The sequence below is a fragment of the Bacterioplanoides sp. genome (assembly GCF_965219715.1).
Taxonomy (GTDB): domain Bacteria; phylum Pseudomonadota; class Gammaproteobacteria; order Pseudomonadales; family Oceanobacteraceae; genus Bacterioplanoides.
Genome location: NZ_OZ244785.1, coordinates 14,754 through 38,830 on the forward strand (window position 1 = coordinate 14,754; position 24,077 = coordinate 38,830).

At 47.2% G+C, this 24,077-nt stretch carries 18 protein-coding genes; 6 read left to right on the forward strand and 12 right to left on the reverse strand.

Annotation, left to right across the window (positions count from 1 at the left end; all coding sequences use genetic code 11):
• The first annotated feature begins 104 nt into the window (after positions 1-104).
• A complete protein-coding gene (locus ACOQOZ_RS00600; RefSeq protein WP_420590346.1) occupies positions 105-4,028 on the forward strand; it encodes a hypothetical protein in 3,924 nt (1,307 codons plus the stop codon).
• Between the two features lie 233 nt (positions 4,029-4,261).
• Positions 4,262-7,069 (forward strand): hypothetical protein, encoded by a 2,808-nt coding sequence (locus ACOQOZ_RS00605; protein WP_420590347.1) that lies wholly within the window; start codon positions 4,262-4,264, stop codon positions 7,067-7,069.
• Positions 7,070-7,171: 102 nt separating this feature from the next.
• Here the strand turns inward: ACOQOZ_RS00605 and ACOQOZ_RS00610 are convergent, their stop codons facing one another.
• From ACOQOZ_RS00610 to ACOQOZ_RS00620, 3 genes are all read right to left on the reverse strand, one after another.
• Positions 7,172-8,308 carry a helix-turn-helix transcriptional regulator gene (locus tag ACOQOZ_RS00610; protein ID WP_420590348.1) on the reverse strand — a complete coding sequence of 379 codons (1,137 nt, stop codon included), beginning with the start codon at positions 8,306-8,308 and terminating at the stop codon, positions 7,172-7,174.
• A 235-nt stretch (positions 8,309-8,543) separates the two neighbouring features.
• Positions 8,544-9,512 (reverse strand): GlxA family transcriptional regulator, encoded by a 969-nt coding sequence (locus ACOQOZ_RS00615; protein ID WP_420590349.1) that lies wholly within the window; start codon positions 9,510-9,512, stop codon positions 8,544-8,546.
• A 305-nt stretch (positions 9,513-9,817) separates the two neighbouring features.
• Positions 9,818-10,966, reverse strand: a complete 1,149-nt coding sequence (locus ACOQOZ_RS00620) for a helix-turn-helix transcriptional regulator (protein ID WP_420590350.1) — start codon at positions 10,964-10,966, stop codon at positions 9,818-9,820.
• Positions 10,967-11,350: 384 nt separating this feature from the next.
• On the opposite strand from ACOQOZ_RS00620, the gene ACOQOZ_RS00625 reads away from it, so the two are divergent.
• Together ACOQOZ_RS00625 and ACOQOZ_RS00630 are read left to right on the forward strand one after the other, a co-directional pair.
• Positions 11,351-12,907, forward strand: coding sequence for a hypothetical protein (locus ACOQOZ_RS00625; protein ID WP_420590351.1), 1,557 nt, complete (start codon positions 11,351-11,353; stop codon positions 12,905-12,907).
• 76 nt (positions 12,908-12,983) lie between these two features.
• A complete protein-coding gene (locus ACOQOZ_RS00630; protein ID WP_420590352.1) occupies positions 12,984-13,472 on the forward strand; it encodes a hypothetical protein in 489 nt (162 codons plus the stop codon).
• Between the two features lie 98 nt (positions 13,473-13,570).
• Here the strand turns inward: ACOQOZ_RS00630 and ACOQOZ_RS00635 are convergent, their stop codons facing one another.
• From ACOQOZ_RS00635 to ACOQOZ_RS00645, 3 genes are all read right to left on the reverse strand, one after another.
• On the reverse strand, positions 13,571-14,782 hold the full coding sequence (locus ACOQOZ_RS00635) for a glycosyl transferase (protein WP_420590353.1): 1,212 nt from the start codon (positions 14,780-14,782) through the stop codon (positions 13,571-13,573).
• 61 nt (positions 14,783-14,843) lie between these two features.
• Positions 14,844-15,683: an HAD-IIB family hydrolase gene (locus ACOQOZ_RS00640; RefSeq protein WP_420590354.1), complete on the reverse strand. Its 840-nt coding sequence runs from the start codon at positions 15,681-15,683 to the stop codon at positions 14,844-14,846.
• A complete protein-coding gene (locus tag ACOQOZ_RS00645) occupies positions 15,680-16,669 on the reverse strand; it encodes a hypothetical protein (RefSeq protein WP_420590355.1) in 990 nt (329 codons plus the stop codon). Before ACOQOZ_RS00645 ends, ACOQOZ_RS00640 begins: the two co-directional genes overlap by 4 nt.
• Positions 16,670-16,944: 275 nt before the next feature.
• Here ACOQOZ_RS00645 and ACOQOZ_RS00650 point away from each other — a divergent pair, with 275 nt between their 5' ends.
• The gene (locus ACOQOZ_RS00650; protein WP_420590356.1) at positions 16,945-17,820 is read left to right on the forward strand and encodes a prephenate dehydratase; all 876 of its coding nucleotides are present in this window, start codon (positions 16,945-16,947) and stop codon (positions 17,818-17,820) included.
• A gap of 30 nt (positions 17,821-17,850) precedes the next feature.
• Here ACOQOZ_RS00650 and ACOQOZ_RS00655 read toward each other — a convergent pair whose 3' ends face one another.
• The 5 genes from ACOQOZ_RS00655 to ACOQOZ_RS00675 form a co-directional block, all read right to left on the reverse strand.
• A complete protein-coding gene (locus ACOQOZ_RS00655) occupies positions 17,851-19,482 on the reverse strand; it encodes an alpha-amylase family glycosyl hydrolase (RefSeq protein ID WP_420590357.1) in 1,632 nt (543 codons plus the stop codon).
• A 49-nt stretch (positions 19,483-19,531) separates the two neighbouring features.
• A complete protein-coding gene (locus ACOQOZ_RS00660) occupies positions 19,532-20,557 on the reverse strand; it encodes an AraC family transcriptional regulator (RefSeq protein ID WP_420590358.1) in 1,026 nt (341 codons plus the stop codon).
• A gap of 81 nt (positions 20,558-20,638) precedes the next feature.
• Positions 20,639-21,610, reverse strand: coding sequence for a diguanylate cyclase (locus ACOQOZ_RS00665; RefSeq protein WP_420590359.1), 972 nt, complete (start codon positions 21,608-21,610; stop codon positions 20,639-20,641).
• 2 nt (positions 21,611-21,612) lie between these two features.
• Positions 21,613-22,221, reverse strand: a complete 609-nt coding sequence (locus ACOQOZ_RS00670) for a histidine kinase (protein WP_420590360.1) — start codon at positions 22,219-22,221, stop codon at positions 21,613-21,615.
• Position 22,222: 1 nt separating this feature from the next.
• Positions 22,223-22,600 (reverse strand): response regulator, encoded by a 378-nt coding sequence (locus ACOQOZ_RS00675; RefSeq protein ID WP_420590361.1) that lies wholly within the window; start codon positions 22,598-22,600, stop codon positions 22,223-22,225.
• A gap of 117 nt (positions 22,601-22,717) precedes the next feature.
• Here ACOQOZ_RS00675 and ACOQOZ_RS00680 point away from each other — a divergent pair, with 117 nt between their 5' ends.
• Positions 22,718-23,092 (forward strand): hypothetical protein, encoded by a 375-nt coding sequence (locus tag ACOQOZ_RS00680; RefSeq protein WP_420590362.1) that lies wholly within the window; start codon positions 22,718-22,720, stop codon positions 23,090-23,092.
• Between the two features lie 11 nt (positions 23,093-23,103).
• Here the strand turns inward: ACOQOZ_RS00680 and ACOQOZ_RS00685 are convergent, their stop codons facing one another.
• Entirely contained in the window at positions 23,104-23,919 is an 816-nt protein-coding gene (locus ACOQOZ_RS00685) for an acyl-CoA thioesterase (RefSeq protein WP_420590363.1), read from the reverse strand.
• Between the last annotated feature and the right edge of the window lie 158 nt (positions 23,920-24,077).

Sequence of the window (24,077 nt, forward strand, 5' to 3'; positions counted from 1 at the left end):
TGTGACTAACTTAGCAATTTTAGGTTGCCTAGTACAATTGCAGGGTTCCCGGAAAACGCCGCTTCTTTACCATTCCGCGCTGAATATCTTTTAAGGGTAAAGAAATGAATCGGACAATACTTGCGGCAACATTAGTGCCGCTTTTTTTATCGGCGTGTGGTGGATCCGGAAGCAGTGGTAGTGACTCTTCTGATCCAACACCTGGGAATAATACACCCCCAACAGCTTCTGCTATTACCGTTGTCGATGAGAACGGAGGTCAGCTTATTCCAGGTGATAAGTTGGTGGGCGATTACCAGTTTTTGGATAAGGAAGGTGATAAGGAAGGCACCTCACTGTTTCGTTGGTTACGAAATGGCGAAGCAATTTCAGGTGCAACAGGGAAAACCTATACCCTTAGTTCAGATGATCTGGCAACAAATCTGATGTTCGAAGTCACACCGGTATCTGTAACAGGGGCATTGCAAGGAAGCGCGGCACGCTCCGCACAAATCAGTGTTCCCGGTAATTCTGCTCCTTCTTTTACCGCTCTGACATTTAACAAATCCTCAGCGCAGCTTGGCGAAGAGATTGTAATCCAGTTTAGCTATTCAGACGCAGATAATGACCCGGCGGGGAGTCATATTTTCAGCTGGTTCCGCAATGGCAGTAAAATAAGTGGTGCAGATGCAGCAACTTACACTATTACCGGTGACGATATCGGTAATGAAATAACCGCCAAAGTCACAGCGGTTGCCACATCAGGTATGCCACAAGGCAGTGAGCAGTCTGTTGAAGGAGCTGTCGCAGCGATTGCGCCCAATGAAGCTCCATCATTTTCAAATTTAGTTTTTGATAAAACTGACGTAAATGTTGGTGATCAGGTTACCATCAAATTTGAATACAAGGATGCCGAAGGTGATACGGCCGGTACGCATATTTTCCGCTGGTATCGCGACACGGTTGAGATTGAAGGTGCGAATGACGCGACCTATACCGTAACAAGTGACGATGCTGGTAAACAGCTGACTGCCAGGGCAACCGCTGTTGCGACCTCAGGCAATAAGCAAGGAGCGATTCAGAATGTTTCTGCTGGTAGTGCAGTTTCTGTTGCTGTGCTTAACGATGCGCCGGTGATCAGTAATGTAACGGTTGAAGACAAAAATGGTGGGCGTACCTTATACGGCGACACCTTAACAGTGAATTACCAATATAGTGATAGCGAGAACGACGCTGACGATTCACATATTATCTGGAAGTTCTCAAAAGACAGTACCGTCGCCGACATTCCGGATTCCGCCGGAAATAAAGAGTATGTTATCAGCTCAGCGTACGAAGGGGCTGAAATCTGGGCAGTTGTCACGGGTAAAGCCAAGACCGGTAATAAAGAAGGTAATACGTTAACGTCATCGCGGGTAATGATATCTCACAGGCCACAGGTGAGTGGTCTGACCGTTGTTGATGAAAATGGTGGAACGGTTGTTGTTGGTGATCGTCTGGTCGCTCAGTATACCTACCTTGATAAGGATGGTGATGCCGAAGCCGGAACCGGTTATTCCTGGTTCAGTAATGGCAATCTGGTTTCGGATCAACGCGGAAAAGTTTATATCGTTGGCCAAAAAGATGCTGGCAACAATATTAAAGTACATGTGCGTCCGGGGTCAGACGCTAACGAACCTGGTTCAACGTATATATCGGCGCCGGTTACCGTTGATGAAACACCACAACAAAACCTTACGTTTGCCCAGTCTGGTAATTTAAAGGCAATTGTTCGTGCGCAATTCACCAACCGCGCAACAGGCCTGGGACGTGGCGCAATCAGCTACTCCAGTTCAGATGACGGCATCGCTTTTGTTGTTGCAGAGGACGGGCCTAAAATTGCGGCGGGAACTGTGTTTCCGTTAAAGCCGGGACACGCAACAATTACCGCAGAAATTGCGGCATTTGGTGATTATCCGGCTGCTTCTGCCAGTTATGATGTGGAAGTGCGTGCAGCCAGCATGAATGTGAAAACCTGGGTTGGCAAAGATAGCTCCACGTTAAAATTCAGCGATAATCTATCGGGTGTCCAGCTGACCAGTAGTTCTGATTTAAACTGCGATTTAGCGAACCCTTCCGGCTGTCAGGATTATCAAACTGCTGAACTGCAAGATTATCAGACCACTCCTGAAAATGTAGATATTACTGCCTTAACTCTGCAGCGCGATGCCGCTTATCGTATGAGTTATGGTAACTACCAGGCGCGCGGGCAGCTCAGTGCAGAGCCGGATTTCAGTCTGTTTACCGGAGCGCATTTTGTTGAGTTTAAAGGAAAACTGTGGCGTTTTGGCGGTGATCCCGCTAACGGTGGAAGCAATGAGGTCTGGTCTTCTGTTGACGGGCGCGTATGGCAAAAAGAAGTTACCGCAAGCAATCGGGTGTTTACCCCGCGTTTTGATCATCATGTAGTCGAGTTCAAAGGTCGCTTGTGGTTAACCGGCGGAACTCAGGTTGTTGATGGTCGTGCTATTGTTCAGCAAGATATTTGGTCTTCTTATGACGGTATTGATTGGACTCAGAACACCACATTTGCTGATTTTAGTCGTTACAGTGACCATTCCGTTGTAGAAGCAAATGGCAAGTTATGGCTGTCCGGAGGTAATTCCACCAATAAACATGACTTATGGGCCTCAAGTGATGGTATCAACTGGAGTAAACAAAGTACCAATCAATCTTGCGGCGGTTTGTATGATCGTTTTGAGCTGGGAGTTGTTAAAGGCAGCGGTGATGAAGCGGATAAACTGATATGTCACGTAAAAGGGAAGGTATATCAGTTTAATAATTCTTCCTGGACGTTGGTTGCTTCAATTTCCAGCGTTGGTGGAAACGTACAAACCGGTAGCTATTCTCGTTTTGTTCAGATTAAGGATAAGTTATTTCTGGTCGATCCTGTCAGAGCACTGATTTTTGGCTATGGGGCGAATAGCGGTAGCTGGAGTCAGTATGATGCAGGCTCGGATCCCCGTAACTTAGTGCCTGCGGGAAATGCAGATGTGATGTCGTTTGCTGATAAAATCTGGGTGATTGGAGCGTATTCAAATCGTATTCGTGCGCAAAGTTCAACTGACGGATTCTCCTGGGCTAAAGGCAGTCAAAAATTACCTGGCCGATACAATTCAGTGGCTGTTGTAAGTAACAATAAAATTAATGTTATTGGCGGCATTGTGTCCTCATTTGTCACGGATACCTGGCAATCTGCGGAAGGGTTTGATTGGCAAAAACGCCAGACTTCAGGAGGGCTTATCAGTAAGAACACGCTATCGGCTGTGAATTATAACGATCAGTTGTGGGTGTTGCAGGATAACGGCACCGTTGCCCGTTTAAATGAGAGCAGTGACTCGGGCAATTGGCAAGTAACAGCCAGCACCGCAGATGGTGATTTTCCCGTGTTACGCTTTGCTCGTTTAGTTGTTCATGACAATAAACTTGTTTTAATTGCGACTGAGCGGGAAAGTGGATCGAGCAACATTTATCGTAATCGTGTCTTTACCTCTGAAAATGGTAGTGATTGGACCGCTATCACTACCGCAAATGATTCTTCCTTTGATGCGGAGTGGGGATTCGCCGCATTAAGCTTTAATGGGTCGTTATGGGTTATTGGTGGTTATGGTTCTACGCAGTATCATGGAAAAGTCTGGCAATCAACCGACAATGGCAAAACCTGGAGTGAGTCGGATGCAGCATTTGAACCTCGTGCGGATGCACGGGTTGTTGAATTGGCTGGTGAGCTTTGGATGTACAGTGGTGTTGGTAACAGTGGCGATAATTTCAATAATGTCTGGAAATCCGGAAATGGCACTGATTGGACTAAAGTGACCGACAATACCGGATTCCCAATGCGATTTTATCCTGCAATGGTTGCAAAAGACGATCGGTTAATCATTATTGGTGGTCTCGGTGAGAATCAGGAGCGCTTCGGTGAAATCTGGTCGTCAACGGATGGTATAAACTGGGGTAAGGCGGTTGAGGCTCAGATTGAATTTGATCCGAACCCCGTAAACCCTTTGTAAATCATAGTTTTCGTTGGATGTAATACGGGCGATTTCGCCCGTATTTTTTTTCTTCTGATTTTTAATTTTTACCTCTTTTTCTCCTTGTGTGAAATCAATCACAAATGCTCTAAATTGTTCTGAAAATTACGTTACTTCAAAGGATTTCAGGTGGTTTTAGTACAATTGCAGGGTGGCTTGAAAAAGGCCAATCTTTAACATTGAGCGACATTTTTATCTTAAGGTAAATCTCAATGTCTCTTTCAAAATATATGGTCAGTGCTTTGGCCGTTGCTGTGCTTTCGGGCTGTGGTGGTTCAGGTGGCAGCAGTTCTGATGGTGGTTCAAGTGGTGGTCCGGACGGTGGCTCTGGCGGAGGCCAGGATGGTGGTTCTGGTGGCGTCACTAATGCGGCTCCTACCGTCAGTAATCTCGCTATAACAGATAATAACGGTGAGCAGGCGCGGGTTGGCGATACGTTAACACTGTCTTACACATACTCGGACAATGACAATGATGCAGAGGGCGCATCATTGATTCGCTGGTTGCGTGATGGTGAAGCAATATCTGGAGAAAACGGAAAAAGCTACACGCTTGCTACTGCAGATGTCGGTAAACAAATCAGCTTTGAAGTGACTCCTGTCGCGGTATCCGGCGAATTAACCGGTACGCCTGTTGCGTCAGATAAAGTTACGGTTGAACAAAAAATCGCACCAAAAAACCTGGCGCCGGAAGCTCGTGATTTCTCGATTATTGATAATAACGGCGGTCTGCTATTGCTTGGCGATGATGTCAGCGTTTCCTTCACCTATTTTGATGCTGAAGGTGATAAGGCGGGCGAACATTTTATTGAGTGGCTGGCTGATGGTGAGCCAATTAACATAGTCGGATTCGAGTTTGGCATAGGCAGAGATCAACTTGGCAAAAAGATCTCTGCACGCATAACGCCAATGGCCCGCACCGGGACTGAAGAAGGCGTTCCCGTTTTATCAGACGAGCTGTCTGTTGCAAACTCGATACCGTATGCTGAGGATCAAAAAATTATCTCATCAGCGGGTAGCGATATCTACGTTGGTACGACGTTGACAATCGACTACACCCATCGTGATCTGGAATCGGATGCTTCTGCTGGGCCTGTTGATATTCAATGGTACCGTCGACTTCCGGTTGCAGGGCAGTCAACGGTGAAAATAGACGGTGCTACTGGTACCAGTTATCGGGTAACCACTGACGATATCGGCCACATTATAACCGTTGTATTTAAACCGTCTGCTCAAACAGGTGCCTCTCCTGGCCAAAGTGTTACTGCTGGCGGTGGTGGACAGGTTTCAGACAATTCTGCCCCCAGTATTAGCAAATTGCATATAAGTAAAGACTGTGACGCCCGTCCATTAGGACTATTAAAAGTGGGTGACCAGGTCAACGCTTGTTATTTTTACCTTGATGACGATAACGATGCTCAGGACGGGGATAAAACGACTTATCGTTGGGTTCAGATTAATGCAGACAGAACAGAAACGGAATTAGGAACAACCGCTGCTTTGGCTGTACCTTTCTCTGCCCGTGGAAAAGCTCTGAAGCTATATGTTAAGCCGTATGCTAAAACCGGTGTTGTTTCCGGTTCCGTACAAAGCACCTCCATCATTGTTGATGTTGAGGCAATGTTGTACACCAGCGTTGGCCGCTACAGCGACCAGCTTAATAAGTTCGGGTACTATACCGATGGTAGTTCTGAACGAAAAAATGGTGTAGCTATATCTTTGGGCCAGGTTAATGGCGATAACCCTCAAGAGGGCGAAATAACCAAGGCGGTGAGATTAGGCGCTAGTTTATACTCCATCTTGCGGACATACCGCTCATCAGGTCTTATTCGTGAGATTGAGATCGATGGTACAAGCCAGAGATATATCCAGCCTGATCAGCTAAATGGTTTGACTAAACCGAATAACCTGTATGCATTTGCTAATAAAATGGTGCTGTCTGGCGATGCTCAGGATAAAGGGACAGAATTGTGGGTCGTTCGTAATATCGACGGCACGCTTGAGTTCAAACAAATTGAACTGGCACCGGGGAGTAGTAGCAATCCCAGCAGCTTTGTATATGCCCCGGAGATTGATACTTTATTCTTTACCGCAATTTCCTACGAAAATGGTCAGTCACTGGGTCGTGAGTTATTTAAAGCACGTATCCCTGATACCGGCGACGATATTTCCGTTAGTCTGGTAAAAGATATTCGCGCTCCGGGCGATGAGGATCGTACACGTATGGGATCCGTTCCACTGAACCTCAGCTGGATTAATGGAAAGCTGTATTTCAGTGCCTGGGATGGAAAGCCGACTGGTCCAGGTTATGCTGGAACCGGACGTACTTTATGGGTATCTGATGGCAGTGAATCAGGAACGGTTAGCGTCACTGATCTTGATACCGGGAAACACAGTTACCCGTCGAACTTCGCGTCTGTCGACAGTAACCGAATCTTTTTTATGTCAAACGAAACAGGTTCTCAAGATTCTGGGCGTTTGTATGTTGGTTTTGGTACCACAAATGCTACTGAATTAAAATTTTCCGGTACACACGGTGATATCAGTCACTTAACAGAATTTCCTGCTAATGGCTCGGTGCTGTATAAAGCCACGGCCACTGAGGATGGTGTAGCGTATTTATGGGAGCTGAAACCGCAAGGTAATAGCTACAACCCAACACGTCTGAGTAGTATCAAAGACCCATTGGAAAAACCTCTGGTTAAAGGAAAAGAAATCTTTTACGCCCTGAAAAACAGTGAGGGTAACTACCACCTGGCGAAGTCGGTGAATACAGACCTTAATACTCCGGTATCTTTCCCGTTAGGCGATAATGATGAGCCGAGACAGTTAACTCTGTTAAATGACCGCATTGTGTTTACTGCTAATGGGCAGGAGAACAACAGTCGTGGTGTTTACTTCCTGGATGAAAAAGAGAGCAATGTTCCTCAGCTGATATTAAATACTAATAATGGCAGCACCGAGGCCAAGCATCAGCCGAATCTGCAATTGCCAACCACTCTGATCGACGCCCGAGAGTAACTGCGTCATAACAATCAGAGTCAAAAACGCCCGGTTAACCGGGCGTTTTTTTATGAGTTTATTCAGAAAAATTAAGTCAATCTAAGGTGTTAGAGAGGAGAATCAGCAGTCAAGTACCGGAATTGATGTCAGCATATTGACCAGAGCGGTCTGGCTGCTACAACCGGTTTTTTTGAATGACTGATAGAGTTGTTCACGAATGGTATTTACCGATTTACTTCTGATTTCCGCAATTTCCCTCAACTCTTTGCCTTCTAATATGTATTTGCAGACGGCGGCCTCTGAAGGTGTTAAAGAAAACATTCCCATTAAGGTTTCTACAGAGACATGCGTTCGATAATTTCTGCTTATGGCGAACAATAAAACGCCTTTGTTGGTTTTCAGATTGTTGTGCTTTCCACGGATTCCGCAGAAATGGAGGCGAATATCCTCGCTGACATCAACAAACATTGGTGCCGGTAATGCATCTTTATTGGCGCTGTTCATAATCGCGGTAGTGATAGCGCGATCAGTTCCGGGGATTTGAGCCCGAAGAATACCATCACGAATATACAGAGAGTTTTCGTCCTGAAGCAGCTCTTCCATCAAGCGGTTTGTGCCCCAGACTTTGCCAAATTCAGTAATAATTGCGACAGGAGTACGATAGCCCTCAAGAATCGTGCGCGTTCGGGTATTGTGTTGATTCAGTTGATCCCGCATGTAACATGCTTTAATCGCTCGTTCCAAATGAGGAACCAAATCGTTCATTCCGGCGATATCGTCTAGGTCGTATTTCCCCTGAGCTTTTGTACGGTTGTGTACTAAAATGCAACGCCAGTCATTTTCTGCGAATATGCAAGCAGCTCCGCTTTCAATTAAACCTTGAGGCAAGGCCCAGTTTTGATAAAACGATGAGTTGTAGTACAACTCTTTTTTGTCCCAGAGATTCGTTGCAAAAAATTTCCGGCTAGCGGATGTTCTTGCTTCGTGTATCACCATATCCTGAGATCTGTACTTCTCATGGTAAGCATCGGCGTATTTTTTGGTGGCGAGTTTTCCTGCATGTAAATGCGTCAAAATGGCATTTGTCGCATTATTCACCAAAATCAAATGACAAGCATTGAGGTTGAAGTGCTGCCGAAACTGTTCGAGAAATTGTGGCCAGGTATCCGCTTCCCGGGATGTGTTGCAAAGTAATTGTGCCAAATAATCGGTTGACGACCAGTAGCGCTGGGGGGCTGATACAGCATGATTTAACAAAGCATTGCCTCCTGATTAATCCGGGTATTCTCGGGCTTGGGGGCTATCGCCTCCGAGACAAAATGGTGCGCCGTTTGCGCCACCATGTTGAAAGGCCACACGCTATCATGGCCTTTGACGTGTTTTGGTATCCGGAAATGCAGGAAGGGTGTCTGAAACTGCAAAGCTGTTACAGAAAGATGACAGTATTGATGGGGTGTTCGCAATACGAGGCGGTTGTAGCTACGAAAGACGTTTACTCGGGGGCACTATAGGCTTCGCGATACTTCGCTGGTGATATGCCATAACGGCGGTTGAATGCCTTTGATAACGCAGCTGATTGGCTGAACCCTAGGGAGAAGGCAATTTCCTTGATCGGGCGCTCGTCCTGTAGCAGCAACATTCTGGCTTTTTCCATTCGCATCTCCGACAACAGCTGAGCAGGCCCGAAATTAAACATACTTTGGCATAGGTTATGGAGTTTTCTGACGGATACATTGGTATAAGCCGCCATATCCTGAACTGAAGTTGCTTTGTCCAGCCTCTCTTCCAGCCAGGCGATTAACGAAATAACGTTTTTATCATTAGATTGTGTCTGGAACTCCAGAGGAATCGAAAACTGCGATTGTCTGCCATCCCGCAATAGATAAACGACCAGTAATTTCGCGGTTTTAATGGCTATTTCAACACCAAAATCCCGTGTAATCAGTGCCAGCATCATATCAATACCAGAAGTGACACCACCTGAACTCCATACGTCACCATCGTTCTGAAACAGTGATTCGCCGGTAACGCGAACCCTGGGATAGTCATTTTGTAACTTGTTGATACCTGCCCAGTGCGTCGTTGCTTTTTTATTGTCGAGCCAGCCTAGTTTCGCGAAGAAGAAGGTACCCATACATACGCTGATCTTCACTTCTACTTTATTTGAGAGAGAGCCCAGCCAGCTCATCAATACCGGGTCTTCCAGCGCCTGGTCGACGGCGTCTTCCAGTGCGCCCGGAACAATCAACATATCGATACACTGGACGTCTGAAAAACTCCCGGTATTGATGCTCATTTGGCTACTTGTTATGACTTTCCTGTCTTTATTGCCGCTCACATAGTGCAGGTCGTAGACCGTCTCGCCCATAAGAGTGTTAACCATTGCCAGAACTGCTGCTGGGCCGCTGACATCCAGTAACTGAACATTATCGAACATAGCAAAGACGACGGTTTTAGGCATGGCAAAAATTACCTGTAGGCTACGTATATTAGTACAGCGCTACTTGCCACAGATAACCAGCGTAAGTCGGAATCGATATAACCGGTTCAGTAAAAAGACTTCACTTCATCAAAACGGACGCAATTGGATGATATGGCTATCGGCAGTAGGCACTTCGGATGGGGAAATCTAAAGGATTTCAAATAGGGCGGGAATAGTACGATCTCAGGGTTGCCGGGAGCGGCTGGGCTGATAGGATGGCCAGCATTAGTCAGCCGCACCCTGCCGGGAAATGGAAGGGATTCCAGTTTCCCGGTTTTTATCGATCAGGACAAAAGTCCGATTTCAGGTTCCTGATAATAAGGCAGTGTTGCCATCAGGTTCATTAGTGAAACCTGGCTGTTGCAGCCTGTTTTTTCGAAGGAGCGATACAGTTGTTCGCGGACAGTATTAACCGATTTTTGCTCTACTTTAGCGATTTCCTTCAGGCTACAGCCCTGGCTCAAGCGCTTGCACACCTGAGCTTCTGCCGGAGATAGTGAAAATAAATCCATCAGTTGCTGTATCGATGTTGAGGTAATCCATTGTTCCGAAACGGCATACACGAGTACCCCGAGAAAAACCGTCTGACCATCCTTTTCCTCAGTGAGTTCCTGAAAGGCTAATTGGGCTTTATCATTCAGTCTGAAACATTCTGAGTCATCGCTATCCATACCCAGGCCATTGACACGTTTGTGTATCTGGATCGGCCCGTTAGACAGCATTCGTTCGTGATCCTTATTGCTTGAATGCAGAGAGTTATTCTGTATATAAAGAGTTTTGTCATTTTCGATCAGGTTTTTCATCTGGTCATTCATCGCCCAGATTTCGCCATACTCGGTTAATGCCGCCACAGGAATGCGGAAGGTATTTACAAGCGCTCGGGAGCGCATATCACTCTTACTGTGTTCGGCAACCTGAAATGTAGTTTTGATGGCTTTTTCGATGTACGGCAGCAGGGTGTCCATACGCTCCAGTTCATCGCGCGAATATTTCCCCTGTTGAGCGTTACGGTTAGTGCCAATAATGCATCGCCATTCTCCCTCGGTAAACGCGCAGGCTGCAGCGCCTTCAGCCATTCCCTGTGGTTGAGCAAAGTTCAGGAAATAATCAGAGTCGTAAACGTTTTCTTCTTCATGAATTTCATTTGTTGCATAGAAATGGCCGGTTGGAGAACGGTTAATCTTATTCAGAACCTGATCATGCTGAATGTATTTCTCCAGATATATTTTCATAAACTCCGGAGAGGTGGGCTCGCCTGCCTCAACATGAAACCGCATCGCCTGTGTTCGCGAGCTGACTACCATCAGGTGGCACGACCTGAGGTTAAAATGTTGCAGATATACCTGCATAAAATGCTCCCAGGCCTGGGTGCTCTGATTCAGGTCCAGTAGCATTCCTAGTAGAAAGGCATCCTCTGACTTAGGTAATTTCATCGATATTTATCCATACAAACTGTTCGGTCTTGTTCTCACCCGGCGGCTGACCGGAGTGTCGTATTTTATCAACGACATACTGGGTGGGCATAGTACAACTGTAGGGTATTTTGCCGATGTTGCTTATTTTCTCTGATGCTGTACGTCTTACTGTCGGCAACGGATTCATCGCTATTTATGTGATTAATGTCATAAAAACAGACTTAGTCAGCAGTCTTCAGGGTGAGGTTAGTGCAATTGCAGGGTGGTTTGTTGCTTTGGGGTTCTTAGAATTGTCCGCTCTCAGATATTTTGAACAAAAATTAAAGCGGATTGTATACACCCCCATGCTTCCGGTGAATGGAATAAAGATCCGCCTTTAGCAAATTTTATGCAGGTAAAATAATGACTATTGAAAGTGGTAAGTACTATGCCATCGCCGTTGGATCCGATGAATCCTACGAAGTAGATATGAGTATTGGAGAAGGCGAATACCCTCTCAGATCGGTACGCAGCTCATCAAATCAACCTGAACAATTGAATGAAGTCGATGCTGCGAAAAAGGCAGTAAAAGATGGCATTGAGGAAGTAAAAAAAGGTGGTTTAAAAGCTGCTTTTGGCCTGGCAAAAAAGTTCATTACAGAAATGAATATGGATGAACGTGAAAAACTGGCCAGAAAGAATCAGGCAGCATACAAAGACCCTATGGATCCTGTTAATGCATTTGCTTTAGATGATGCCTCGGAAGTTCGTTACGAATCAGTCCGGGCGCTGGATAACAAAGATAATGACCTGGAATACTTCCAGTTTCGTACCCAATCCAGTTATGGCGTTCTGCAGCGCATGGAAGATGGTTTGTTACGTGAAGTCAGCTTTTCTTTTCCTTCTTACGAATATGCCGAAAAGCACAACCCATTAGAAATTGTTCAGGGGCCAAGCAATGAGAACTGGCGACGTGAAGATGATCGTCTCCACAAAATGCGGGTTCATTACCTGAGTAAAGATAAAGATCGGGCGGCAGCTGCGTCAGCAGAGAGTTCTGTCGAACAAGTGCGCCAGGAATGGTTTGATATTGATTTTAATTCCAGCCGCGATCAGGAAAAAATTAGGTTTTCTGAACCCAGATTCAACCTTAACTGCAAAAATGGCGAAGTTACTTTGTATGGCATTGCGGCGTGGTTTCTGCCGCGATACACGAAAGCAGGCCGCCAGGTTCAATATAACTGGGATGCACTGCGTGTTCGGATTATGCAGGATGATCAGTTGATTAAACGCTTTGTGTGCTGGAGTGCGGAGAAGGGACACGAAGTCATTCGATCCCAGCGAACGAATATGCTGTTGTCGGATGGTGGCTATATTGGTGCACTGGAACCAGGTCAATATCAGCTCCAGGTTTCAATATATGACGACGAGGTTTTCTGCTATCCATTTGAAGTCATTAAAACGACGTCGGAAGATAAACAAAACGCTTTTGGCCACTATTTTAATATTCGCACTCCTAAAGATGAGTACGCTGCTGTTGAAATGAATACGGAATCCTGGGACCTGGATATTTACTATCCTGCGGTACGTTTACTGGATAAGTGTGGCAGCCTTGAAAAATTTGATCTCACGGTAAGAGCCCTGAAAGACTGCAAGGTTTGGCAAGGATATGAATGGAATGAATATGAGAAAGGAGGCATGACCTACGATCAGGTGGTACGGGATAAACCAGCCTGGGCTGACCAACGATTGAAGCTGAGCATTCCTTGTGGTGATCATCCAACCTATGGTGAGCGCAAGCAAGCTGCCAAAGGTGAATTTACCATTGAAATCGATGTTAATGGCGAAGTTGTTGATTGGATTAATCTGAATATTACTGATTCTGGGCAACCAGAAATTCAGAAGGTCGGGATTGATCAGCCGTTAGCTGACATCGACTTTCCTGAAGAACATGGTGGTTATCTGCTGGCAATTAAATAAGCACTCCTTTTGATCTCTCCCCTTGAGGGCTTTGCTACGCCACGGATGGTGTGGCTTTTTTTAGGTAGGTAAACTTATGAAGACAATCGTCATTAATGCAAAAACTGTTTCAGGAACAGTTGGCCTTGCCATCTGTTATTTAATATCACTGTATTTTTTCTGGAATAGTCAGGTCTCGTTCTCAGATTTCTTTATTGACCCTCAGAACAGTCGATTTACTCGGTTTTTAAGAGGGATTTTTGTTTCCTTGCGTTGGGGGGATTCATACAAAACTCTTGGCGTAGTGATGGCATTCCTGAGTATCCATCTGAGCTGGGCGTTGCGTTATAGAATGGGGTATTTGATAGAGGCACTATTGAATCGGTATGTATATCGTAAAGATGCACCAGAACCCTGGATACGAGAGCGTAATACGCCAAACACATCGGATAATCAGATTGTTGACCTTAATCCAGAAATTACCCATGACGAGCCATCCCAGCAGATTAATCAACTGAGCCCACTACAGAAGAACAACGAACCACTTCGCTCATTACCTGATCATGGTGACAAAGACAAAAACTAAGTTTCTGGCTCTTAGCGCTGAAATGTATACATGGCAAGGGGCGTGAATATTAGTACACCCAGCCCCTTTTCTTTTTATTAATTTATTGCCCTATGGTGTTAACTATTATCTTCTTCCACCGCTTCATATAAACGGTCCAGAACATCTGGCATGGCCGAGATAACCCGGTTCCAGCTCGGAATAAATGGCGTTTCCATCGGGTTTGCCAGGAAGTGTTCGCCAGCACGCATAATATTCTCTGCAAACAATTCAACGGCTTTTTCTTCAGCATGACGGTCAAGATTAAGGCCGTTCATTCGCGCATCGTTGTAGTAGGTTTCAATAAAGTCCAGCGCGATGCGGAAATAGGTTGCTTTTAAAGAGCGGAAGGTTTCGTTGGTAAATACTTCACCCTGGGTCGCGAGTTTGCGGAAAATGGCTTTGCAGATATCAATGCTCATTTTCGACAGGCCAGCGTTGGCATCTTCTTCTGACAGTGGCTGATGTTTGTGGTCGTAAACGTCGGCAATATCCACCTGACAAATACGATTGGTGGAGTAGTTGCGCTTCATCTCTGAAAGCACGCCTATTTCCAGGCCCCAGTCGCTTGGAATACGGATATCGTTCAGTACATCCGCACGCATGGAAAATTCACCCGATAGCGGGTAGCGGAAGCTGTCGAGGTATTCGAGGAAATCGAGAGAGCCATATACTTTTTTCAGCGCGCGCAGCAGCGGAGTAACTAACAGGCGGCTCACCCGGCCATTCATTTTTTGCTGGGCGATACGGGCGTAATAACCTTTGGCGAATTCGTAGTTAAATCCGGGATTGGCAACCGGATATATCAATCGTGCCAGCAGGCTGCGATCGTAGGTAACGATATCGCAATCGTGTAATGCAACGGATTCGGCTCTGCCGGATGCCAATACATAACCATAGCAATACCAGACGTTACGGCCTTTACCGAGTTCTTTAGGAGCCAGGCCTTCTTCCTGCAATAACGAGTCGAGTTTTTTCAGGCGGGGGCCATCATTCCATAAAATACGATGATGCTGTGGCAGGCGACCAAAAAACTCCTGAGCATGGTGATATTGTTGTTCGCTGGCGCGATCAAGGCCAATCACAATTTCGTTCAGGTAGGGTACCTGACAGATTTCCTGAATAATATTATCCAGAGCCGGGCCTTCCAGCTCGGAGTAGAGTGACGGTAAAACCAGTGACATTGGGCGCACCCGGGAAAAGCTCATTAACTCCTTTTCCAGATCTTCTAACGGTCTGTCCGTCAGGTTGTGCAGGTTGGTAATAATGCCGTTTTGATAAAAATCAGCCACTGTGATGCTCCTTAATACAGCCAGTAATGCGCCAGTCCGATCCGTTTTAGATTACCAACGGTTATGCGGAGGAGACGCTGAATTGTTCAATCAGTTTCAGAGTTTCCTGGTTCCAGCCAACCGGACCAGAGTGTTGTGCGGTAATGGTGTTTGGGTTGCTTAATTGCAGCGTGGTGTTTGCTGCTGCAGGTATCACAATCGGATAATCCGCTTGCTCAAGCATGTTGCGATCATTCTCGCCGTCGCCCAATGCGATAACACCAATGTTCTCTGCCGCGACGTTATGTTGGTGGGCGTAATAATTGCGGAAGAATTCATTGGCGTTGGCTTTATCACTGGCGCCCATAACATGATAAAAACGGCCACCTTGGATTAATTGCAATTTATGCGATTCGATAAAGCTCCGGAATCTTGGCAAATCTTCTTTATTGCCACGCCACAGTAATGGCTCTGATGCGCTGCGTTGTTTCGCCAGCCAGGCTTTATCTTCGTTTAATCCGGTGACAGCAGCGACTTCACTGGCAGGCATATCGTTGAAGCCACGGAAGTTAAATCCTTGCTGGCGTGCCTGATACAGCACTTTGAGCAGGTCTGCATACGGTGTTGCCAGAATTTCGCTGTTGTAGTCCTGCTGTTGAGTGCTGAGCGGATTAAACTGACCGTTATTTTTTGCAATAAATAATGCGCTACCGTTTTCACACACAAACGGGCTTGTGATATGCATATCGCGGCGTAGCTGAACAACTTCAGCAAAGGTCTTGCTGGTATTAAAAATACAGGGAATATCCAGCTGTGCTAAGCGGGATAAGGCATCACGGGCTGGCTCTGCGCTGTAGCTGTGATGGTCGAGCAGAGTGCCATCAAGGTCGGTCAGAACAATCCAGTGAGTAAACGCCGTCATACACTTTCCTCCACAGAGATCACCTGTGTTTGATTGTAGTGTACGGCACTGACCTGATGCTGATTATTGAGTTCTAATATCAGATCGGCATAACCCGGCATATCTCTTAATGCGCGTTCGGTTAAACGCTGATAATGCTGCACAAAACGGCGAATCTGAGCATCGGTCATACCGGATGCAGCCTGGCTATTACTGCTCAGTTTTTCATTGTCGCGTTCTTGCTGGCTGCGCCATTGATTAACACTTTCAATATCCGGAACTTTCAGCATCAGCAGATAATCAATTTGCGCAAACCAGGGTTGATAATGGTCTTTTAGCTGATCGTTAACCCACTGGCGCCAGAGGCCGTTACTGTCTTCCTGTTGTTCCAGGTCGTTAACCGGCTGCTGCAGTTCGGTGTTGTCAGCAGCCTGGCAGCCAACACACCAGCCTTCGAACAAAATCAGATCCACCGGGCCACTGATTCCATGCCACTCATCCTGCGGGCAACGGTCATCGGAGATTTTATCGAAGGCCGGATAATTCAGATATTTATTACTGCCGAGCGTTCGTAACTGCTGAAACAATTCGCTGCCGGTTACCACGTCGTGAGTACCCGGAACGCCGCGGGTTGCTAATAAAGGATGGATTTCGCTGGCCAGATTCTGGCGCTCATGTTTGGTGAGGTACAAGTCATCGATCGAAATAACCGCAACTTTCCAGTTGAATGCTTGCTGATAGAGGTCGGCCAGAGCCCGGCACAGAGTTGATTTGCCCGACCCCTGGCCGCCGTGAATACCAACGATGGCAGGTTGGTGATGCGTTGCTTTGTATTGTTCGCTGAATTCGGCCAGATGGCTTGCCAGTGGTAACCAGCATGTGTGGAGTTGTTCTTTCCATGCCTCAGGCATCGCTTGCCAGACTCGTTCCGCCTGTTGCGCCTGTTGCGCCTGTTGCGCCAGCATCTGGTTGTGGTTTGTTAAAGCGTCAGGCCATACCTTTGCCATATTCACCTCGAATCCTGTGATTAATATTAATAGTGCAGACTCTGTGCCATACCCTTAATTGCCCGCTGAAATCGGGCGATTCAGCGCAGAAAACTGCGTGTGATGTTGTTTTAGTACAAGGTTATCGTTACGGAATAACGTACAATCTTCTTTTTTGAGTACTTATTTCTGAGTTAGTTTTGTGTTTTTCGTGCACCAAAAAAGAGCTTAGAAAGAAGTGTCATCAATGTCAGTCGGTAGAAGTGCCCGTTTTTGGGGCGTGAAGGGAAAACAGCATGACTCAGCAAGATTCTTCATCCAAAACTTTTCGTGTTGCCTATCAGGGCACCGCAGGTGCCTATTCGCATTTGTCCTGCCGTAAGGTATTTCCGGAGTGGGAGGCGGTAGCGTGTGAAGACTTTTTGTCAGCGCTGGATCTGGTTTCCAATGGCTTTGCCGACCGTGCCATGATCCCGTTGGAAAACTCTACGGCTGGGCGGGTTGAAGAGATTTATCGTCTGATTCCACGCACCCAATTGCACGTGATTGGAGAGCACTTTGAGCCGGTGAACCACTGCTTGCTGGCTGTGCCGGGGGTAAAATTGACGGATATTGAAGAGGTTGCTTCTCACCCGCAGGCGCTGGCGCAATGTCATCAGCGTATTATTAATCTGGGGATGAAGCCGGTCGCCATGCTGGATACGGCGATGGAAGCTGAGAAGTTGAGTCAGACTCAGGATCTGAAACGCGGCGCCATTGCCTCGGAGCTGGCGGCCGAGTTGTACGGCCTGGAAATTCTGCACGATAACTTTCAGGATGTGATGGGTAATACCACGCGTTTTCTGGTCTTCAGCCGAGAGCCTGAACATAAAGAATATCAGCCAGATACAACCTATATCACCAGTATGTTGTTTGCGGTACGTAACATTCCGGCGGCTTTGTATAAGGCGTTGGGCGGCTTTGCAACCAATGGCATCAATATGATCAAACTCGAAAGTTACATGGATGGTGGCACAATGGAAGCCAGCCATTTTCATCTGGATGTACTGGGCCACCCTGAGCAGCCCGCGATGATTCACGCGCTTGAGGAGCTTGAACATTTTTCCCGGGATTTGCGGATTTTAGGTGCTTATCCGGCACACGAATATCGTAAGCGCAGTGCTTTCGTTTAATGCTTTCCACGAGTTCTTAAAAATTTCCGTTTAATATTTAACGACAAGCCCCTGATACGGCAATAAGTTTGGGAGTGACTGACGCACTCCCTTATTGCTTAGCGAAGTTTGGTGCGAATTAATAATGACGTTTGTGTTGTTATGGCTGTCTGAGTCGTGAATGTGTTTGTCAAAAAATTTCTTTTTCGAGGAGAAATTCAGAATAACTAAGAATCGCTCGCCATCCAGCTCACGCTGATACGCCAGAATATCTTTATCACTTTCAAGCAAGGTTAACGAACCGGAATGCAACGCCGGGGTACGTTTGCGTAACCAGATTAATTGTCGATACCAGCTTAATAAACTGTTCGGATCGGAATGTTGTTCCATCACACTGATGCCTGCCACCGGTGTTTGCGGCAACCAGCTGCGTTCGCGGCTAAAGCCACTTCGTGACCGTCGTTTGTGGTTCCACATCATGGGTTTACGACAGCCGTCACGGCCAGAATAAAGCGGCCAGTAGCGTTTACCAACCGGATCCTGAATATCCCGGCGCTTTACGGTTTGCTCGGGCATGCCAATTTCCTCGCCGTAATAGAGATAGGGTGTGCCACGTAAGGTCAGCAGCAATAAAGCCAGTAATTTTAATCGTGCCTGCGTGTCCTTCCCCTGTTGGTAGCGACTGGCATGACGAACAAAATCATGATTGCTGAGGGTGTAGTTGGGCCAGTTATGTTCGCCTAATAATTCTGTCCATTTCTGTATCACGCTACGGAAAGCGTCTGCTTTAAATGGGCAGCGCAAAAATTCGAAATTAAATGCCTGGTGTAATTCGTCGTTGTTACCGTAATAACTGGCAGGCAGATCGCTGTTGGATTCATCCGCCAACATCACTTCGCCAACCATCATGCGATCCGGATAGGCATCAACCCATTGGCGCATCTGTTGTAATAGCGGATGCATCTCCGGCTGGTCGCGATCAAATATATGCTGTTGACGATCGTAAGCGCGGCCAATTTTAAATCGGTGTGTTGGGTTATTTTGCAGTTGCTGGTCTTTAAAATAGAGATTAACAACATCCAGGCGAAAGCCATCAACCCCTTTATCCAGCCAGAACTCCATCACCTGCTTTATTGCTGATTTAACTTCGTGGTTTCGCCAGTTGAGATCCGGTTGTTGTGGTAAAAATGAGTGGTAATACCAGGCTTTCCGATCGTTGTGGTAGGTCCAGCCTTTGCCCCCAAAACACCCCAACCAGTTGTTTGGTGGGCGATTGGCCGGTCCTTCCTGCCAGATATACCAGTCTGCTTTTTCCGAGGTGGGATTGCAGCTTTCAATAAACCAGGGATGTTGATCTGAGCTGTGATTCACCACCAGATCGAGGATGATGCGAATGCCACGTTGATGGGCTTCGCTCAGCAGCTCTTCAAAGTCGGCCATGGAACCAAATACCGGATCGATATCGCAGTAATTCTGAATATCGTAACCAAAATCCGCCATGGGAGACGGGAAAAAAGGCGACAGCCAGATGGCATCAATTCCTAATGATTGCTCTGTACCATCGTTAAGGTAATCCAGGCGTTGAATTAAACCGCGCAGGTCGCCAATTCCATCCGGGGTATTTAAATCGTCCTGAAAACTGCGTGGATAAATCTGATAAATAACGCCTTGCTTCCACCACACAATCTGTCTCCCGAACATCCTTAGTTAGTTGTCCGAGAGTAAAGACAGGTTATGACAAATTCTTTTCAGCCAGTTTTCGTGCGCGGTATTCGCCAGGTGTTAACCCTTGCCACTTTTTAAAGGCACGATGAAAGGTACTGGCTTCGGTAAAGCCCAGGCGTTCGGCGATGTCGCGAATATTGGCATCGGCCTGTGTCAACATCAGGCTGGCTTCTTCCAATCGGCACTCGTCTTTTAATTTCTGATACGACGTCTGCTCTTCACTCAGGCGGCGACGTAACGTGGCACCGGAAACTTTCAGAATATCGGCGGTTTCGTTCAGCGCTGGCAGCTCTTCCAGAGGGTACTGGCGGAATAGTTGGCGCAACTTACCGGTCATGCTCTCATGTGGGTTTGGCCGGGCCAGGAAATCGGCCGGTGAGGTTGCCAGAAAAGCACGCAGTGAAGCCGGAGTCTGACTGACAGGCAACGACAGCATGCGGGTGGGTATCAGCAAAAAGGTTTCGTTCTGAGAAAATTTTACCGGTGTAGCGAACAATACCTGGTACAACTGATGATGCTGCGGCGGTGGATAAGCACAGCTGACCGATAACAGCGGAATGCCCTCGCCAACCAACCAGCTGCTGAGACGATGCCAGATGGCCAGTAACGATTCGGCGAGAAAGAAATCTGGATCGTATTGAGTTTGATGCTCAATAATAATCTTGCTTAAACGTTTGTCTTTTTCCAGGCGAATATTCGGAGCATGGTCGAACAGTGCATAGAACTGGCGGGCACGCTGCAGCGCATGCTCCAGCGAGGTGCAGCTGATAATGGCTTTGCACATCATGCTGAAGGTACCAAAGTGGGAGCGAACCTTAGCCAGGCCCATAAACTCGTCATCGCACTCGCGCCATAAAGTCCCCATCAGCTGAGCGTAATCTTCATGGCTAATGGTAAGCGCCTGTTGCTGCAACAGGCTGCTGTCGAGTCCGGCTGTTTGCCAGATTTGTTGACGTGAGACACCCAGAGACTCGGCTCCTCTTAAAGGAGCATCAATAAATTCGTAAGGGATTTGAGCGCGATGTGAAGTCATGGCCTGCGGTTTAGTTCAAAAACACGCAGGCAGTGTGAGCGAATAGGTCAATTATGGCAATAGTTGGCGGTTGGATTCCGACTATTGATGAGCTTTAGGGTGGTAAAGGGTTGTTTTATTGCCACCTTGTTGCTTTGCATGCAGTAAAGCCTTGTTGGCTGCGTGAATCCAGTCGGTTTCATTAGCAAATGTGTTCGAAAATTCAGCAACACCGATGCTGGCGGTGACTTTCAACTGTTGTTCCTGAGTTTGTACGTCCAGTACCTCAATGGTTTTGCGAATACGTTCGGCAAAACGACTGGCGTTTTCTTCGTTGGTATCAACCAGTAACACAGCAAACAAATCGCCACCAAAGCGGCAGGGCAAATCGGTCTGGCGCATTGTCTGACGTAACGAGTCAGAAACAATCTTCAGCACTTCATCACCGGTTTTATGGCCATGCTGCGCATTAATTTCAGTCAGGTTATCAACATCAAACACCACCAGAGTGGACGGATTCTGGCTGCGGCAGCAACGGCTGTATTCGCGCTGAACCTCTTGCTCCCAAACAACCCGGTTAGGCAGTTCGGTGAGGTGGTCTTCGCGGCTCAGTTGGCCCAGCGAGCGGTTAGCATTTAATGCGTCTTCACGGTTAACCGCCACATCGGTGACGTCGTAAATAATAATGCAGATATGGTCGACGGTTTTATTAATCGACTCCAGCGGAATAATGCTGGTGTTCTGATACATGGTGGCGGCCCGGCCGGTAATCGGACGGTAGTTTTTAAATTTAAATAAGTACGGCCGTTGTTCCCAGATGGTAAACGTGCGGGTTTTTAACTGGAAAACTGCTTCTGACTTCTGGGTAAACCAGTCTCGTGGAATTTCATCAAACAGCTCGAATAAATTCTGCCCTTTGGCATTTTGTGGGCTGATACCACTGTGGCTTTCCATAAAGCCATTCCACAGGTGTATTTCGTAATTGCGATCAAGCACCACAAGGCCAACGTCGATATTTTGCAAAATATCCATTAACCAGTGAATGTCGCCGATATCAAAATTTGAATCACTCATGATTAATCCAGCAAAAAGTCGATAACATTATTGAGTTTGTGTACCGAGTCTTCGGTAAACAGCAGTAATAAATCACAGTCGATATTGACGTGTTCAATGGTGTAATGGATTTCAATCGCCAGCGTTTTACTCCACTGATGATTGCCACTTTTAAGAATGTCGTCGACCTGACAATGTTGTCCGAGCACAACCGGGTGGCCCTGATTAAAGTGAATTTCCAGTTGCTCACCAATGCCCTGAATACAGGCGCCGATTAATACCGAGCTGACATCCATCAATAATTCCAGCTCAGCATGACGATCCAGCGGCCCGGTGTAATTCATCAGTGAGGATAAATCCTGGAAGCTGGTATCGTTAAACAGCAGCAAGGCTTCACCGGCAATCCCCGAGCCAATAAAGCCCTGGCAAACGGCGGAAATCGCAGCGTCTTTTTCAGCGTCCTGAATGGCCATGTGCAGTTCGCTGTTTTCAATCAGATTGACCCGCGGAATGGGCAATACGACGTAGGCGTCGAGCAGTCTTGCTAAGCGGTCAGCTGCCTGACCCATGGCGACGTTGGTCAGCTCCTGATAACAGTCGCGCTGATCTTCGCTCAGAGTTACCTCGCTCATATCAGGCCTCCATCGTCAGAATGCCGTATTCAGCCAGCACGGTGCGTGCTTTGTCGGCATCGATGGGCTTTTTGATAAACGCCATGGCGCCCAGTTTTCGAACTCTTTCCTGGGCGTCGGGCTGAATGTCGCCGGATACTACCAGCACCATCGCTGGAAGATCTTCGCGTTTGATGGTTTCCAGCACGCCGTAACCATCCATATTCGGCATGGTCAGATCGAGGAAGACTACTTCGCCATTGCCCTGACGAATCTGTTCAACGCCTTCCACCCCATCACTGGCAAAATGAACTTCAACGTCCCATTCCGGAGGAAGGGCGCGCGCCATTTGCTTTCGTGCAAAGCTGGAGTCGTCGCAAATAAGAACCTTTGTCGCCATAATGTCTCTGGGCCAGTCAATAAATACACTTAAGTAATAGTTGGCCCCAGGCGATTCGGCAACTTAAAACCCCGACTTCCGCAACGCTGCAGTCATTGATAGAAAGGTGTTTTTATCGTGTTTTCGCGACAACGTATTCTGATGCTTCTTGCGCTGTTGGCAACCGCCGCGCTGGCAGGGCACTGGTGGTTACAGAGCGAGAAAATTTATCATCAGAATCTGAGTGTATTTTGTCAGGCGCTCAGCTGTCGTTATGAGCTGCAATTACACAATCCCGGCGAACTGCAGGCGATACAGCTGGTGTGGATTGCCCACCAGGTGAATCAGGATCAGGGCCAGATATTCAGTCTGATTAATAAAAAGACGATTGAAGTTCCGGATCAGCAGGTTTTTATGACGGCGGATAGCCAGCGCACAATTTCCGGACATTTCCGGAAGCCTGCGCGCACGGCTTATGTGGTTTTAAAACTGCGTGAGGTCGCAGTTCATTAACTCAGTGTTGATCAGCGCTTGTCGTAAACCGCAATCAGCTGACGGCTGAGGGCCAGCAGGATACCGTCCTGGGTGGCGATACGTGCTTCTGTGTGGGCGTAACCGTCATGCGCCTGACGAATCTCCGCTTCGTAAATCAGATAGTCATCACCACGGATCGGCTGGGCCAGTTGGCTGATCGGAGTAACCATTTCCAGGCTCCAGGTGACACTGGCACAGGGTGCCGGAGACTTCAGCTTTTGAAGTACGGTTGGTGGCCAGGCGTCGATCAGGGCAACCAGATGCTCATCGCGAATTTCTTCCGGGTGGTCAGAGAAACGCATCATGCCGTGGATATGATTCACTCGGCTGTTGGTAAACGGAAACTGGCCATCGTGATAAATAAAATCGATATGGCGCACAAACTCGGGTGTGATGCCTTTCAGATAGGGGAGTTTCTGGCCATCTTCTGCTTTCAGAATGTTTACCGGAGCATGGCTGACATGCACATCCGATTCGCGCTCGCGGCCATAACAGGCATTAAGCAGAGTGGCGACTTTGTTGTCCTGCAGAATCTGGCCCTGCAAATGGCTGATGGATTTACCGCGACGAATAACCTGAGATTGCAGAGAGCAGGCTTGCTCGGTAAACAACGGACCACAGAAGGCAATGTTTAACGAGCGTAACAGGCCATCTTCTGTCGCCTGCTCATTCAGTTGTTTTAGAATCAATGCTGCTGACATGCCGCCAAAGGTAGTCCGTCCCTGACCCCAGCTTGAGTCCAGCTCAATGTCATTTTGGCCAACCTGGTTCAGGTAAAAATCGATATTGTTCAGTGAATCTGTCATTGCCCGTATTTCCTGGAATCTTAACTCGAAGTTTACGGTGTAAACTTTTGGCCTGCAATGTCTTGGCTAAAACGACCAGTTTACCGTGTGTTCGTTGGCATTTATGCCAATTGTGTGCGACAAAATGATCATTGCCTATTCTATTAATTCCGGTATAA